General features: G+C 72.3%; 12 protein-coding genes and 1 riboswitch. Of the genes, 4 read left to right on the top strand and 8 right to left on the bottom strand.

The window, feature by feature from the left end:
- Positions 1-125 precede the first annotated feature (125 nt).
- Complete coding sequence (locus DXZ73_RS30940; RefSeq protein ID WP_116214280.1) at positions 126-407, top strand: HPr family phosphocarrier protein; 282 nt, start codon at positions 126-128, stop codon at positions 405-407.
- Positions 408-611: 204 nt separating this feature from the next.
- Here the strand turns inward: DXZ73_RS30940 and DXZ73_RS30935 are convergent, their stop codons facing one another.
- From DXZ73_RS30935 to DXZ73_RS30920, 4 genes are all read right to left on the bottom strand, one after another.
- Positions 612-1277, bottom strand: coding sequence for a GntR family transcriptional regulator (locus DXZ73_RS30935; RefSeq protein ID WP_425315928.1), 666 nt, complete (start codon positions 1275-1277; stop codon positions 612-614).
- Between the two features lie 270 nt (positions 1278-1547).
- Positions 1548-2351, bottom strand: coding sequence for a M23 family metallopeptidase (locus tag DXZ73_RS30930; RefSeq protein ID WP_116214278.1), 804 nt, complete (start codon positions 2349-2351; stop codon positions 1548-1550).
- A 13-nt stretch (positions 2352-2364) separates the two neighbouring features.
- Positions 2365-2520: riboswitch (cyclic di-AMP (ydaO/yuaA leader) on the bottom strand.
- Positions 2521-2758: 238 nt separating this feature from the next.
- Positions 2759-4126, bottom strand: a complete 1368-nt coding sequence (locus DXZ73_RS30925) for a M16 family metallopeptidase (RefSeq protein WP_116215975.1) — start codon at positions 4124-4126, stop codon at positions 2759-2761.
- A 23-nt stretch (positions 4127-4149) separates the two neighbouring features.
- Positions 4150-5499 (bottom strand): M16 family metallopeptidase, encoded by a 1350-nt coding sequence (locus tag DXZ73_RS30920; RefSeq protein ID WP_116214277.1) that lies wholly within the window; start codon positions 5497-5499, stop codon positions 4150-4152.
- A gap of 237 nt (positions 5500-5736) precedes the next feature.
- Here DXZ73_RS30920 and DXZ73_RS30915 point away from each other — a divergent pair, with 237 nt between their 5' ends.
- A complete protein-coding gene (locus tag DXZ73_RS30915; protein WP_116214276.1) occupies positions 5737-8199 on the top strand; it encodes a DNA gyrase/topoisomerase IV subunit A in 2463 nt (820 codons plus the stop codon).
- A 52-nt stretch (positions 8200-8251) separates the two neighbouring features.
- On the opposite strand, the gene DXZ73_RS30910 is transcribed toward DXZ73_RS30915, so the two are convergent.
- Both DXZ73_RS30910 and DXZ73_RS30905 read right to left on the bottom strand, forming a co-directional pair.
- Positions 8252-9343 carry a CobW family GTP-binding protein gene (locus DXZ73_RS30910; RefSeq protein WP_116215974.1) on the bottom strand — a complete coding sequence of 364 codons (1092 nt, stop codon included), beginning with the start codon at positions 9341-9343 and terminating at the stop codon, positions 8252-8254.
- A gap of 13 nt (positions 9344-9356) precedes the next feature.
- Entirely contained in the window at positions 9357-10508 is a 1152-nt protein-coding gene (locus DXZ73_RS30905) for a citrate synthase/methylcitrate synthase (protein WP_116214275.1), read from the bottom strand.
- 107 nt (positions 10509-10615) lie between these two features.
- On the opposite strand from DXZ73_RS30905, the gene DXZ73_RS30900 reads away from it, so the two are divergent.
- Together DXZ73_RS30900 and DXZ73_RS30895 are read left to right on the top strand one after the other, a co-directional pair.
- Positions 10616-11869, top strand: coding sequence for a citrate synthase family protein (locus DXZ73_RS30900; RefSeq protein ID WP_116214274.1), 1254 nt, complete (start codon positions 10616-10618; stop codon positions 11867-11869).
- Positions 11870-11973: 104 nt separating this feature from the next.
- Positions 11974-12888 (top strand): sucrase ferredoxin, encoded by a 915-nt coding sequence (locus DXZ73_RS30895; RefSeq protein WP_116214273.1) that lies wholly within the window; start codon positions 11974-11976, stop codon positions 12886-12888.
- Here the strand turns inward: DXZ73_RS30895 and DXZ73_RS30890 are convergent.
- Positions 12872-13930 (bottom strand): ABC transporter substrate-binding protein, encoded by a 1059-nt coding sequence (locus DXZ73_RS30890; RefSeq protein ID WP_116214272.1) that lies wholly within the window; start codon positions 13928-13930, stop codon positions 12872-12874. The genes DXZ73_RS30895 and DXZ73_RS30890 overlap by 17 nt on opposite strands.
- Positions 13931-14001: 71 nt before the next feature.
- Positions 14002-14844: an ABC transporter permease gene (locus DXZ73_RS30885; protein ID WP_116215973.1), complete on the bottom strand. Its 843-nt coding sequence runs from the start codon at positions 14842-14844 to the stop codon at positions 14002-14004.
- Between the last annotated feature and the right edge of the window lie 30 nt (positions 14845-14874).

Raw genomic sequence — 14874 nt, 5'->3', positions numbered from 1 at the left:
GGGCACCGACAATCGGTCCGGCTCGCGCGGGTGGGCCGGACCGGCGAAGGTGGGGGCAGCCGGAGCACCGCGGACCCCGTGAGACACTGGTCTAGACAACCAATAACGACTTGAAGGGCAACACCATGGCTGAGCGCCGCGTCAATGTCGGCTGGGCCGAGGGCCTGCACGCTCGTCCCGCGTCGATCTTCGTCCGTGCGGCGACGGCCGCGGGCGTCCCGATGACGATCGCCAAGGCCGACGGCAACCCCGTCAACGCCGCGTCCATGCTGGCCGTGCTGGGCCTGGGCGCCCAGGGTGGCGAGGAGATCGTGCTGTCCTCGGACGCCGAGGGCGCCGAGGCGGCTCTCGACCGTCTGGCGAAGCTGGTCGCCGAGGGTCTCGAGGAGCTCCCGGAGACCGTCTGATTCGTCAGCGATCCCGCGCGGCGGGGCCGCGGCGGCCGATTGGGGCCACCGCGGCCCCGCTGTCCGTTTTCCGAGGCCTCTTCGTTTTCCGCGCTTCCCCGCGGCCGGTATCGCGCCTCTCCGGGCCGGGTTTCGCGCCGTGCGCGCCCCGCGTGAATTCCATCGGCAACAGGGCGGCAACACACCCCGGATAACGGCCTGTTGTCAGGAACTGGCCGCCGCGGTGCGCACCGTTTGTTTCGGATTCCGCACCCGGGCCTGGCGGGCGGGCCTGCGCAGCCGGTATTCGCCCGGCGCGCGGTCGGCGCGCGTCGCGGCGAGCGCCCGCGCGCGGTCGGCGTCGCCCCGGGCGATCGCGTCGACGAGGGCGCCGTGCGCCTCCCAGGTGCGCACCGGCCGCAGGGGCGGCTCCGCCACGTACACCCAGGCGATCTTGAGTCGCAGCTGGGTGAGCAGCGCGGCGAGGCTGGGGCTGCCGGTGGCCTGGGCGAGCGTCTCGTCGAACCAGTCGTCCAGGGGCCGCAGTTCGCCGGCCCGGCCGGCCCGCGCGCGCTCCAGACCGAGTCTGACCAGGCCACGGAGCACCTTGAGGTGCGCCTCGGTACGGCGCTGCGCGGCGCGCGCGGCGCCCAGCGGCTCCAGCAGGGCGCGGACGTCGAGCAGGTCGGCGGCCTCGTGTTCGGTGGGTTCCGCGACGCAGGCGCCCGCGTGGCGGCGCGTGGTCACGAACCCCTCGGAGGCGAGGGTGCGCAGGGCCTCGCGCACGGGCACGCGGGAGACTCCGTAGCGGCGGGCGAGCAGCTCCTCGATGAGCCTGCTGCCGGGCGGGAACGCGCCGGAGACGATGTCGTCACGGATCGCGGCGCACACGGCCTGCGTGGGAATTCCGCGGCTGTCCGGCACCGGGTTGTCATAGCCGTTCACGTACGGCCCCGCATGGGTGAACCTCCGCATTGACCCCCGCGAAACGCGGCCGATTGACGCCTGTCGGGCGACTCTATTGCAGGCGCCGGGAATTTCCGATGGCGCCGGTGAAGTCATCGGTATTTTTTGGCCAACACGAAGGCCCCGGTCGGTGACCGGGGCCCGGTTGCGGAGGAACTCCGCGATACGGCCGTGAAAGACGGTCCGTACGGTGCGTCAGACGTTGACGCCGTGCGACCGCAGGTACTCGACCGGGTCGATGTCGGAGCCGTACGCGGGGCCGGTGCGGGCCTCGAAGTGCAGGTGCGGGCCGGTGACGTTGCCAGTGGCGCCGGAGAGGCCGATCTGCTGGCCCGGGGTGACCGTCTGGCCGACGCTGACGTCGATGGACGACAGGTGGCCGTACTGCGTGTAGGTGCCGTCGCTGTGCTGGATGACGACGTTGTTGCCGTAGGCGCCGCCCCAGCCCGCCTCGACGATGGTGCCCGCGCCCACGGCGTGCACCGAGGTGCCCGACTCGGCGTGGAAGTCGACGCCGGTGTGGCTGCCGGAGGACCACAGGCCGCTGGAGGCCTTGTAGCCGGTGGAGACGTAGGAGCCGTCGATCGGCGCGACGTAGGCGTTGAGGCGCTTGCGCTCCTGCTCGCGGGCGGCGCGCTCCTGCTCCTTGCGCTCGGCGTCCAGCTTGCGCTGGGCCTCGTCGGCCTTCTGCTTGACCTCGGCGGCCTGCTTCTTGGCGGCGGCCTCGGCCTGCAGGCGGGCGGCGGTCTCGTCCGCGGAGCTGCGCTGGATCTCGGCCTGCTCGCCGACGCGGTCGGCCGTGTCGTCGCCGATGACGATGGCCTGGGTGAGGCCGGTGTCCTCGACGCGCGGGGCGTCGTCGGTGGCGGCGAGTGCCGGAGCGGCGAATCCCGCCATGACACCGGTGGCCGCGAGGGTGGCTATGCCCGCTGCGTTCGCCCCGGCGCGGACGGCGCGGCTCGGACGGCGGTGCTTACCGGTGGGACGAGTGAACGCCATGGGTACGGCTGATCCTTTCCTTCCTTCTCGCCTACCGGGTTAGCTGACGGGTTCGGAGCAGGAAGGTCTCCTACGGATCCCTCCGGAGAGGGGCCCGATTCACCCCAGGGACATGTGGGTCCCCGGCTCCCCTGGCTCGCGCCGTACGGGGACTCGGCGATGACTGTCCGGGGCCGCGGATGCGACTCACATCTGACGGGCAGCCGCCCTGACGCTAGACGCCGTCACTTTCGAACGGCAAACAGAAGCACCAATTTGTGGCGTACGCCACAGTCGAGATGCGCAACCAGTCCACTAAATCGGACATAAGGGAGGCGCGCGGGGCCCGTTGGCCCCGCGCGCCTCCCTGGTGGCCGATGTCACCCGGCGTCAGACCTCTGCCGTCGGGCGCCAGCCGCCCTCGGGCATCAGCCGCTGACGACGGTGACCTCGCCGATCCCGAGCGCCTTGACGGGCTCCTCGATCGCCGCGGCGTCACCGACGAGGACGGTCACGAGCCGGTCGACCGGGAAGGCGTTGACGACGGCGGCCGTCGCCTCCACGGTGCCCGTCTGCGCCATGCGCTCGTACAGCCGCGCCTGGAAGTCGTCCGGGAGGTACTGCTCGACCTGGTCGGCGAGCGTGCCCGCGACGGCGGCCGAGGTCTCGTACTTCAGCGGCGCGACACCGACGAGGTTCTGCACGGCGGCGTCCCGCTCGGCGTCGGTCAGGCCCTCGGCGGCGAGGGTGCGCAGCACCGTCCACAGGTCTTCCAGGGCAGGGCCGGTGGAGGCCGTGTCGACCGAGCCGCTGATGGCGAGCATGGCCGCGCCGGTGCCCTCCGGTGCGGAGCGCAGCACCTGGCCGAAGGACCTCACGCCGTAGGTGTAGCCCTTCTCCTCGCGCAGGACGCGGTCCAGACGGGAGGTCAGGGTGCCGCCGAGGCAGTAGGTGCCGAGCACCTGGGCGGGCCAGACGCGGTCGTGCCGGTCGGCGCCGATCCGGCCGATCAGCAGCTGCGTCTGGACGGCGCCGGGGCGGTCCACGATGACCACGCGGCCGGTGTCGTCCGCGGTGATCGGCGGCACGGGCCGGGGCTCGGCGGCGGAGCCGGTCCAGGCGCCCAGGGAGTCCGCGAGCACCGCTTCGAGGTCGACGCCGGTGAAGTCGCCGACGACCACGGCGGTCGTGGTGGCGGGCCGCACGTGCGCCTCGTAGAAGGCGCGCACGGCGGCGGCGTCGATGCGCTCGACGGTCTCCTCGGTGCCCTGGCGGGGGCGCGACATGCGCGCGTCGGCCGGGAAGAGGTTCTTCGAGAGCGCCATGGCGGCGCGGCGGGAGGGGTTGGCCAGCTCGTGCGGGATCTCGTCCAGGCGGTTGCGCACCAGCCGCTCGATCTCGCCGTCGGGGAACGCGGGGGCGCGCAGGGCGTCCGCGAGCAGGGCGAGGGCCTTGCCGAGCCGGGAGGCCGGCACCTCCAGGGAGACCCTGACGCCGGGGTGGTCGGCGTGGGCGTCGAGGGTGGCGCCGCAGCGCTCCAGCTCGGCGGTGAACTCCTCCGCGGTGTGCTTGTCGGTGCCCTCCGACAGGGCGCGCGCCATGATGGTGGCGACCCCGTCGAGGCCCTCCGGCTCGGCGTCCAGGGGCGCCAGGAGGTTGATCTCGACGGCGACGATCTGCTGGCCTGGACGGTGGCAGCGCAGCACGGTGAGGCCGTTGGGCAGGGTGCCGCGCTCGGGGGCCGGGAAGGCCCAGGGGGTCGCCTCGCCGGCCCGCGGCCGCGGGTGGAAGGTCATGGTGCCGGTGGCCACGGCGTCGCTCACTGGGCCGTCTCCTCGTCGTTCAGGTCGTGCGCGGCGTTCTCGTCGGCGGGGGCGGTGGGCTCGTAGACCAGCACCCCGCGGTTGTCGGGGTGCAGCCTGGCCTTGGCGGCCCGCTGCACCTCCTCCGGGGTGATGTCGAGGGCGCGCTCCACCGCGGTGAGGGCGAGCTGGGGGTCGCCGAACAGCACGGCGAAGCGGCACAGTTCGTCGGCCCGGCCGCTGACCGTGGCGAGCCGGTCCAGCCACTCGCGCTCCAGCTGTGCCTGGGCGCGCTCCATCTCCTCCGGGGTCGGCCCCTCGGCCGCGAAGCGGGCCAGCTCGTCGTCGACGGCGGCCTCGATGTCGGCCACCTCGACGCCGCCGGACGCCTTGACGTCCAGCCAGCCGAGCGAGGGCGCACCGGCGAGCCGCAGCATGCCGAAGCCCACGGCGACGGCGCTGCGGTCGTGGCGGACCAGGCGGTTGTAGAGCCGGGAGGACTCGCCGCTGCCGAGGACGGTCAGCGCGAGGTCGGCGGCGTCGGCGTCACGGGTGCCGTCGTGCGGGAGGCGGTAGGCGGCCATCAGGGCGCGCGCGGGCACCTCCTCGCGCACGACCTCGCGCAGCTCCTCGCCGATGGTGTCGGGCAGGGCGCCGTCGCGCGGCGGCTGCTTGGCGTCGTGCGCGGGGATGGAGCCGAAGTACTTCTCGATCCAGGCGAGGGTCTGCTCCGGGTCGATGTCGCCCACGACGGACAGGACGGCGTTGCCCGGCGCGTAGTACGTGCTGAAGAAGGCACGGGCGTCCTCCAGGGACGCGGCGTCCAGGTCGGCCATGGAGCCGATCGGGGTGTGGTGGTACGGGTGGCCGTCGGGGAAGACCATGGCGGTCAGCTTCTCGAAGGCGGTGCCGTAGGGGACGTTGTCGTACCGCTGGCGGCGCTCGTTCTTGACGACGTCCCGCTGGTTCTCCATGGACTCGTCGTCGAGCGCGGTGAGCAGCGAGCCCATGCGGTCGGCTTCCAGCCACAGGGCCAGCTCCAGCTGGTGGGCCGGCATGGTCTCGAAGTAGTTGGTCCGCTCGAAGCTGGTGGTGCCGTTGAGCGAACCGCCGGCGCCCTGCACCAGCTCGAAATGGCCGTTGCCCTTGACCTGGGCCGAGCCCTGGAACATAAGGTGCTCGAAGAGATGGGCGAGGCCGGTGCGGCCCTTGACCTCGTGGCGCGAGCCGACGTCGTACCAGAGGCAGACGGCGGCGACCGGGGTCAGGTGGTCTTCGGAGAGCACCACCCGCAGGCCATTGGCCAGGCGGTGCTCGGTCGCTGTCAGGCCGCTGGAACCGGCCTGTTGCGTGGCCGTGTGACCCATGGGCATGTACGTCCCTTCGATCGCGTGAAATCCCGCGTGGAGGCTCGCGATGGTTCGCGACGACTCGCGTGATGAACAGTCCTGTTCACTGTATGCAAGCGCGCTGACATCTGGCGAAGTTCCCGGTGCGGTGCGCTCTTACGGACGGGTCGGTTGTCGGCGTTGTCGGTGGGGCGGTCCACAATGGTCGGCGTCAGCATCCCGCCTCGGCAATCGATCGAAGGAGCAGCAGCCGCGATGGCCCGCCGCAGCACGAAGACCCCGCCGCCGGACGACTTCGAGGAGCGCATCCTCGACATCGACGTCGTCGACGAGATGCAGGGCTCCTTCCTCGAGTACGCCTACTCGGTCATCTACTCGCGCGCCCTGCCCGACGCCCGGGACGGTCTCAAGCCCGTCCAGCGCCGCATCCTCTTCCAGATGAACGAGATGGGCCTGCGTCCGGAGCGTTCCTATGTGAAGTGCGCACGCGTCGTCGGCGAGGTGATGGGCAAGCTCCACCCGCACGGTGACGCGTCCATCTACGACGCCCTGGTGCGCATGGCCCAGCCCTTCTCGATGCGCGTGCCGCTGGTCGACGGCCACGGCAACTTCGGTTCGCTGGGCAATGACGACCCGCCCGCGGCGATGCGCTACACCGAGGCGCGGATGGCGGCGACGACGTCGCTGATGACGGAGTCGATCGACGAGGACACCGTCGACTTCGCGCCGAACTACGACGGCAGCGAGCAGGAGCCGGTCGCGCTCCCCGCCGCCTATCCGAACCTCCTGGTCAACGGCGCCTCCGGGATCGCGGTCGGCATGGCGACGAACATGCCGCCGCACAACCTCGGCGAGGTCGTGGCCGCCGCCCGCCACCTGATCAAGCACCCGGGTGCCGACCTCGACACCCTGATGAGGTTCGTCCCCGGCCCGGACCTGCCCACGGGCGGCCGGATCGTGGGGCTGAACGGCGTCCGCGACGCGTACGAGACGGGCCGCGGCACCTTCAAGATCCGTGCCACGGTCGCCGTGGAGAACGTGACGGCCCGCCGCAAGGGCCTCGTCGTCACCGAGCTGCCCTACACCGTCGGCCCGGAGAAGGTGATCTCCAAGATCAAGGACCTGGTCGGCGCCAAGAAGATCCAGGGCATCGCCGACGTCAAGGACCTCACGGACCGCTCCCACGGCCTGCGTCTGGTCATCGAGATCAAGAACGGCTTCAACCCCGAGGCCGTGCTGGAGCAGCTCTACAAGCTGACGCCGATGGAGGAGTCCTTCGGCATCAACAACGTCGCGCTGGTGGACGGGCAGCCCCTGACCCTGGGTCTCAAGGAGCTGCTGGAGGTCTATGTCGACCACCGCTTCGAGGTGGTGCGGCGGCGCAGCGAGTTCCGGCGCACCAAGCGGCGGGACCGGCTGCACCTGGTCGAGGGTCTGCTGGTGGCGCTCCTCGACATCGACGAGGTCATCAGAATCATCAGATCGAGTGAGAACGCGGCGCAGGCCAAGGAGGGCCTGATCGCGCGCTTCTCGCTCTCCGAGATCCAGACGCAGTACATCCTCGACACCCCGCTGCGCCGTCTGACGAAGTTCGACCGGATCGAGCTGGAGTCGGAGCGCGACCGGCTGAACGACGAGATCGCGAAGCTGACCGCGATCCTCGATTCCGACGCGGAGCTGCGCAAGCTGGTGTCCAACGAACTGGCCGACGTGGCGAAGAAGTTCGGCACCGACCGGCGGACGGTCCTGCTGGAGTCGGCGGGCTCCCCGGCGTCGGCCGTGCCCTTGGAGGTCGCGGACGACCCGTGCCGGGTGCTGCTCTCCTCCACCGGGCTGCTGGCCCGTACGGCGGGCGGCGAGCCGTTCCCCGACGACGGTGGCGAGCGGGCCGCCAAGCGCGTCAAGCACGATGTGATCGTCTCGGCGGTCCCGGCGACGGCCCGCGCGGACGTGGGCGCGGTGACCTCCACGGGCCGGCTGCTGCGCCTGGCGGTGATCGACCTGCCGCAGCTGCCGGAGACGGCGGCGGCGCCCAGCCTGTCGGGCGGGGCCCCCGTCTCGGAGTTCCTGACGCTGGAGGACGACGAGCGGGTGGTGTGTCTCACCACCCTGGACGAGTCCTCGCCGGGCCTCGCGATCGGCACGGAGCAGGGCGTCGTCAAACGCGTGGTCCCGGACTATCCGGCGAACAAGGAGGAGCTGGAGGTCATCACCCTCAAGGACGGTGACCGCATCGTCGGCGCGGTCGAGCTCCGTACGGGCGAGGAGGACCTGGTCTTCATCACGGACGACGCGCAGCTGCTGCGCTATCCGGCGGGGCAGGTGCGTCCGCAGGGCCGTCCGGCGGGCGGCATGGCGGGCATCAAGCTGTCGGCGGGGGCGAAGGTGATCTCCTTCACCGCGATCGACCCGGCGGTGGACGCGGCGGTGTTCACGGTGGCCGGTGCGGCCGGCACGCTGCTGGGCGCTTCGGAGACGACGGCGAAGCTGACGCCGTTCGACCAGTATCCGCGCAAGGGCCGGGCGACGGGCGGCGTGCGCTGCCAGCGCTTCCTCAAGGGCGAGGACTGTCTCGTCATGGCGTGGGCGGGCCCGTCCCCCGCCCGCGCGGCCGCGGCCAACGGCACCCCGGCCGACCTCCCGGAGCCCGACCCGCGCCGCGACGGCTCGGGCACGCCGCTGACGAAGCCGGTGGCGGTGGTGGCGGGCCCGGTGTAGTGGCCGGAGCGGTGGAGGGCGCGCCTCGCAGGGGCGCGCCCTCCACCGGACGTCACCCCTGCGCGTACCGCAGGACCCCCCACATCGCGTTCTCGTCAGCGTCCCGCGGCTCGACGCGCCGGCACCCCTCCAGTGCCACCCGCAGGGCGTCTGCGTCGATTCCCGTGCCGATCAGCACCAGTTGCGTGACCCGCTCCTCCGCCCGTCCCCACGGGGCGGCGTAGAAGCGCAGGAAGTCGCCCACCGCGTGCACCGCGTACCGCGTCCGCCGGTGCCCGTCCGCCCCGAAGTGGACGAAGCCCTTGATGCGGTACAGGCCCTCCGGCCTGTTGTCGAGGAAGTCCATCAGCCGCCGCGGGTCCATCGGTTCCGCGGCGGTGAAGGCGACGCTGTCGTACGCGGCGTGCAGATGACGGTGGCCGGGGCTGCCCCCCGCGCAGTCCCCGCCACAGTCGTGCGTCCCGCAGTCGTGGCCGTGCTCGGCCTCCTCCCGCACGAGGTCCTCGAAGGACAGCTGGCGTACCGCGCCCGGGGTCTCCGGCTCCCGCGGCTTGCGGTCGAAGAGGAGCTCGGGGTCGACCCGCCCGTGGACCGCCTCCAGGACGGGCCTGCCGGGCGCGAGCCGGGCGAGCTCGTCGAGAACGGCCCGGCGGTCCTCCTCCCCCACCCGGTCGGCCTTGTTGAGGACGACGAGGTCGGCGATGGCCACGTGGCGGTCGATCTCGGGGTGCCGGTCGCGCGTGCGGGCGAACTCGGCGGCGTCCACGACCTCGACCAGGCCGCCGTAGACGATGCTCTCGTTGTCGCTGGCGAGGATCATGCGGATGAGCTCTTGCGGTTCGGCCAGTCCGCTGGCCTCGATGACGATGACGTCGATCCGGGCGGCCGGCCGGGCGAGCTTGTCGAGGAATCCGTCGAGCTCACTGGTGTCGACGGCGCAGCACAGGCATCCGTTGCCCAGGGAGACCATGGAGTCGACCTGTCCGGCGACGCTCATCGCGTCGATCTCGATGCTGCCGAAGTCGTTGACGACCACGCCGATCCGGCTGCCCCCGCTGTGGCTCAGCAGGTGGTTGAGCAGGGTGGTCTTGCCGGACCCCAGGAAGCCCGCCAGCACGATGACCGGTATCTGTCGTTTCGCCAAGAGGCAGCCTCCGTCACAGGTCGGGCGCAGCGGGGACCGGCTGCGGCGGGGGCGGGCCGACATAGCGGGCCGCCGGGCGGATGATCTTCGAGTCCTCCGCCTGCTCCAGGATATTGGCGCTCCAGCCGATCACGCGGGCCGCGCAGAACGTGGGCGTGAACATCTCCCGCGGCAGCCCGCAGAGCTCCATGACGACCCCGGCGTAGAACTCCACGTTGGTGTGCAGTTCGCGCCCCGGCTTGAGCTCGGCGAGGATCGCCTCGACCCTTCCCTCGACCTCGACCGCGAGGTCGACCAGGGGGCCGCCGAAGTCCTGCGCAATGGAGCGCAGCATCCGTGAGCGCGGGTCCTCGGTGCGGTAGACGGGGTGCCCGAAGCCCATGATGCGGTCGCCGGCCAGGACGCGTTCCCGGATCCAGGGGTCGATGCGGTCCGGGGTGCCGATGGCGTCCAGGGTGTCCAGGGCGCGGCTGGGCGCGCCGCCGTGCAGCGGTCCGGACAGGGCTCCGACGGCGCCACCGAGGCAGGCGACGAGGTCGGCGCCGGTGGAGGCGATGACGCGGGCGGTGAACGTCGAGGCGTTGAAGCCGTGGTCGACGGTGGAGATCAGATACCGCTCGATCGCGCGGGCCCGCCGGGGCTCGGGCTCGCGCCCGTCGAGCATGTAGAGGTAGTTGGCGGCGTACGACAGGTCGTCGCGCGGCTCGACGGGCGCGAGCCCCCGGCCGAGCCGGTGGAGCGCGGTGAGCAGGGTGGGGACGGCGGCGCAGGCGGCGAGGGCGTCGGCCTCCCGCCGGGCGACGCCGGTGTCGTACAGCGGGCGCAGCCCGGCGAAGGCACCGAGCAGCGAGAGGGCGGTGCGCAGCCCGGCGAGCGGGCCGGACGGCGCGCAGGAGCGGGCGATGGCGGGCAGGGCGTCGCGCACGTCCGCGGGGAGCCGGCGCAGGGCGGCGGTCTCGGCGGTGAAGGCGGCGCGCTGTGCCGCGTCGGGGAGGGCGCCCCGGAACATCAGGTGCCAGACGTCCTCGAAGGAGCGGCTCCCGGCGAGCTCCACGGCGGAGAACTGGCGGTAGTGGTAGAAGCCCTCGCGGCCGCGGACGTCGCCCAGGGCGGTGTCGGTGACGACGACGCCCGCGAGTCCGCGCGGTACCTCGGTGATCGGCATTGCGGTGTCTCCTCGATCCCTCGAATCTTGATACGACTGTCCATCCTTGATTCAACAGCTGTCAACATTGATTGAATCAATATGTACGGCCCGCTACGGTGTGACCCATGGCGGATCATGTGACGGACGGCGCGGTGGCGGGCGACGACGACGGGGGGCGGCTGACCACCCGTGAGGTCGCCGAGCGGCTGGGCGTCAAACCCGAGACGGTCTACGCGTATGTGAGCCGCGGCCAGCTCTCCAGCCGCCGCGGCCCCGGCGGCCGGGGCAGCACCTTCGACGCGCGGGAGGTCGACGCGCTCGCCCGGCGCGGCAGGCGGGAGCCGACGTTCGGCGGCGAGACGGCGATCCGTACGGGCATCACGCTCATCGAGAAGGGCCGGTACTTCTACCGCGGCGTCGACGCGACCGCGCTCGCCGAGCGCCACGCGTACGAGGAGGTGGCCGACTGGCTGTGGACCGGTGAGCTGCGGCGTGGCATCCGCTTCACCGCACCCGGGGAGACGCTCGCCGCGGCGAGGCGCGCCGTGGACGCGCTGCCCGCCCACAGCGGGCCGACCGACCGGCTGCGGGTGGCCGCGATCGCGGCGGCGACCGCGGATCCGCTGCGTTTCGACCTGTCCCCGGCGACCGTGCTCGGCACGGCGCGCGGCCTGATCCCGACGCTGGTCGACGCCCTGCCGCCCGCCGGTCCGCAGGCGGGCGCCGACGACCGGCTCGCGCCGCGCCTGTGGTCGCGGCTGACGTCACGCGCCCCGGACGAGGCGTCGCTGCGCGCCCTGGAGGCCGCGCTCGTCCTGCTGATCGACCACGACCTCGCCGCCTCGACGCTCGCGGTGCGGGTCGCGGCGTCCGCGCGCTCCCATCCGTACGCCGTGGTCTCGGCGGGGCTCGGCGCGCTGGAGGGGCCGCTGCACGGCGCGGCGAGCGGCCTGGCCCACCGGATGCTGACGGAGGTGCTGGAGCGCGGCAGCGCCGGCGCGGTGGTGGCGGACCACCTGCGGGACGGCAGGCGCGTACCCGGGCTCGGCCACCGCCTCTACCCCGGGGCGGACCCGAGGGCGACCGCGCTCTTCGCCCGGCTGGAGGCGGTGCCGGGTGCCGGACGCGCTCTGACGGCGGCCCGGGAGGTCGAGGCCACGACGGCCCGCCATGTGTCCCTGCACGCGAACGTGGACCTCGCGCTGGCCGTCCTGTCGGTCTCCTCGGGCATGCCGCCCGAGGCGGGCGAGACGGTCTTCGCGGTCGCGCGCACGGCGGGCTGGATCGCACACGCCCTGGAGGAGTACGCGGAACGCCCGCTGCGCCTCCGCCCGACGGGTCACTACTGCGGACCGAGGCCGCCGCAGCCGCTGCCGTGAGGCGCGTTCAAGGCTTGCAGAGGCACATGGTTCCAGGGGCGGTGACTCCGCCCGGGCCGCCGTTCTGCATACGATCTACAGCAACCCAGGTTAGGCTAACCTTCGTGAGCACGTGTGCGACCGTCTCCCGTCAACTCTCCGAGCCGCTGGCAGGCACCGCCGCCACCGCCCGGACCTGGCTGCTGCTCGAACAGCCCGGCCCCTGGGGCGCCGACGCGCTCGCCACCAGCCACCTCGACCCCGCCGTCGGCCGCGCGCTGAACGAAGCCGCGGCGGGCACCGGCGTACGGATCGCCCTGATCCGGCGCCCCGGCCGCCACGCCGACTGTCGCCGGCCCACCACGCAGCGGGTGTTCGTCGCCCACACCGCGCCGGGCCGCTCCTGGATCCGCACCACAGAATCGGCCGACCCGGCCGCGCTGGCGGCGCTGGACCTCGACGCGCTCGGTGCGGGCGAGCACGGCGGGCTGTGGGAGCCGTACGACGGTGACCCGCTGGTGTTCGTCTGCACCAACGGCAAGCGCGACCGCTGCTGCGCCCTGCTCGGCAGGCCGCTCGCCGCCGAACTGGTCAGCGCGGGCGGCATCGAGACCTGGGAGGTCACCCACATCGGTGGCCACCGCTTCGCGCCGACCCTCTTCGTCCTCCCCTACGGCTACGCGTACGGGCGGGTGACCGCGCACGGCGTCAAGGACGTTCTCGAAGCGGCGCGCGACGGCCGGGTCGTGACCGAGCAGTGCCGTGGCCGCTCGGCGTGGGGACGCCCCGGGCAGGCCGCCGAGCTGGCCGTCCGCGAACTCACCGGCGAGGACGGCGCCGACGCCCTGGACGTGACCGGCACCGAGCCCGTCGACGGCTCGGCCGCGCACTGGTCCGTGACCGTCGCCCACACCGACGGCCGCTCCTGGCGGGTCCTCGTCGAGCAGGGTGCCGCCGAGCCGCCCCGCCCGGAGAGCTGCGGCCGGACGCCCGGCACCCCGGCGCGCATGGACGTCGTGTCCGTCACCCCGCTTTCCTGACGAACTCCGTCGTATAGGTCTTCTCCAGGTCGATGTCGGCGTTCCGTATCGTGGGGTTGAACGCCTTGAGCACGTCGTGCACGGTCTTCGGCCCGTCGGCGGGCATCACACCGTCCCGCGTGAACATGGGCAGGGTGTTCCTGACGGCCTGGACGTAGAGCTCCTTGCCTCCCCTGGCGTAGTCGGCGGGCATCTTGGCGGCGATCTCCTCGGGGCTGTGCGCGGCCATCCACGCGAGGGTCTTCACAAAGGCGCCCGCGAGCTTGTGCACGGTCTCCTTGTGGCCGTTCACCCACGAGGTGTTCATGTAGAGGCTCGACGCGGGGTAGAGCCCGCCGAGCGCGGCCCGGGAGCCCTCGGGCGTCCGCAGGTCGACGAGCACCTTGCCGCTGCCCTGGGCGAGGATCTGCGCCACGGTCGGGTCGGTGGTCATCCCGCCGTCGATGGAGCCCTGCTGGAGCGCGGAGACGAAGGTCTGGCCCGCGCCGACGGCGACCGGGGTGAAGTCACTGACCTTCACGCCGTTCCGCACGGCCAGATACTTCGTCAGGAAGTCGGTGGACGAGCCGAGTCCGGTGACGCCCAGCTTCCTGCCCTTGAAGTCGGCGGGTGACGTGAGGCCGTCCTCCGCCTTCTTGGAGACGATCTCCACCTCGCCCGGGGTCTGCGCCAGTTGGACCACCGACTCCACCTGTTTGCCCTTCGCCTGGAGGTCGAGGGTGTGGTCGTAGAAGCCGACGACGCCCTGGACCTCGCCGGCGACGAGGGCGGTGGTGGCCTGCACTCCGGCCGGTTCGGTGAGGAGCCGGACGTCGAGACCCTGCTCCTGGAAGAAGCCGAGCCGCTGGGTGAGGACCGCCGGCAGGTAGATGACCTTGTCGAGGCCGCCGACCATGATCTTCACGGTGTCCCCCGAGGTCTTGCCGCCGCCGGAGTCCGCACCGTTTCCGGACACCTCGTCGGCGCATCCGGTGAGGGCGGTGGCGAGGGTCACGGCGGCGGCCGCGAGACGGAGGCGGCGGGTGCTGCTGTTCGAACGCATGGCTGCTGTTCCTTACGTGAGGGGTGGGGTGGAGGGCGCCGGGCCCGGCCCGTGCGGGCCGGGCGGCGGCCTCAGCCGCCCGCTCCCGGATCGACCGCCTTCCAGCGGAACAGCCGCCGCTCCGCGAACGTCAGCAGCCCCTCCGCCACCAGCGCGACCACGGCCAGGACGACCATCGCCGCGTACACCCCCGCCGAGTTGAACGTCCCCTGGGAGGCGGAGACGAGCAGCCCGATCCCCTTCGTCGCCCCGATGTACTCCCCGACGATCGCCCCGATCAGCGCGAAGCCGAAGCTCACGTGCAGGCTGGTGAAGATCCAGGAGGTGGCGGACGGCACGACGACCTGGAGGGTCACCCGGCGATTGCTCGCGCCCAGGATGCGGGCGTTGGCGACCAGATTGCGGTCCACTTCCCGCGCCCCCTGGAACGCGTTGAAGAAGACCGGGAAGAACACCAGCACCACGGCCGAGGCGACCTTGGACGCGGGCCCCAGGCCGAACCAGATGACGAAGATGGGCGCGAGGACGATCCTCGGCAGCGCGTTGAGGATCTTGATGTACGGGCCGAGGACATCGGCCAGGAAGCGCACCCGGCCGAGCGCGATGCCGAGGGCCACCCCGCCCGTCACCCCGATGATCCAGCCGAACAGGGCCTCGTAGAGCGTGTACCAGATCTGCTCGCCCAGCGAGCCCTGCGCGGTGCCGTGCGCCGTCCACTGCACGATCTGGTCCCAGATCTTCGACGGCATCGAGAAGTTGAAGGGATCGATGACCTTGTGGCGGGCCATCAGCTCCCAGGCCGCGAGCACCACGGCGAGCAGCAGCACCCGCGCCGCGAGAACCAGCAGCTTCCGGTGCCGGGCGGCCCTGGCCCGGGCTTCCGTACGGCCCGTGGCACGCTTCGGCGCGGCCATCGGCGCGACGGCGGAATCGGCCGGGATCGG

The organism is Streptoverticillium olivoreticuli subsp. olivoreticuli (assembly GCF_003391135.1).
Taxonomy (GTDB): domain Bacteria; phylum Actinomycetota; class Actinomycetes; order Streptomycetales; family Streptomycetaceae; genus Streptomyces; species Streptomyces blastmyceticus.
Note: the sequence above shows the minus strand (reverse complement) of the source record. Positions and strands in the feature narration are given on the sequence as shown.

Excerpts from the sequence above, each read along its gene's own strand:
- DXZ73_RS30940 (WP_116214280.1), top strand. The coding sequence starts at position 126 with ATGGCTGAGCGCCGCGTCAATGTCGGCTGGGCCGAGGGCCTGCACGCT.
- DXZ73_RS30930 (WP_116214278.1), bottom strand. The coding sequence starts at position 2,351 with ATGGCGTTCACTCGTCCCACCGGTAAGCACCGCCGTCCGAGCCGCGCC.
- DXZ73_RS30925 (WP_116215975.1), bottom strand. The coding sequence starts at position 4,126 with ATGACCTTCCACCCGCGGCCGCGGGCCGGCGAGGCGACCCCCTGGGCC.
- DXZ73_RS30920 (WP_116214277.1), bottom strand. The coding sequence starts at position 5,499 with ATGGGTCACACGGCCACGCAACAGGCCGGTTCCAGCGGCCTGACAGCG.
- DXZ73_RS30915 (WP_116214276.1), top strand. The coding sequence starts at position 5,737 with ATGGCCCGCCGCAGCACGAAGACCCCGCCGCCGGACGACTTCGAGGAG.
- DXZ73_RS30905 (WP_116214275.1), bottom strand. The coding sequence starts at position 10,508 with ATGCCGATCACCGAGGTACCGCGCGGACTCGCGGGCGTCGTCGTCACC.
- DXZ73_RS30900 (WP_116214274.1), top strand. The coding sequence starts at position 10,616 with ATGGCGGATCATGTGACGGACGGCGCGGTGGCGGGCGACGACGACGGG.
- DXZ73_RS30890 (WP_116214272.1), bottom strand. The coding sequence starts at position 13,930 with ATGCGTTCGAACAGCAGCACCCGCCGCCTCCGTCTCGCGGCCGCCGCC.
- DXZ73_RS30885 (WP_116215973.1), bottom strand. The coding sequence starts at position 14,844 with ATGGCCGCGCCGAAGCGTGCCACGGGCCGTACGGAAGCCCGGGCCAGG.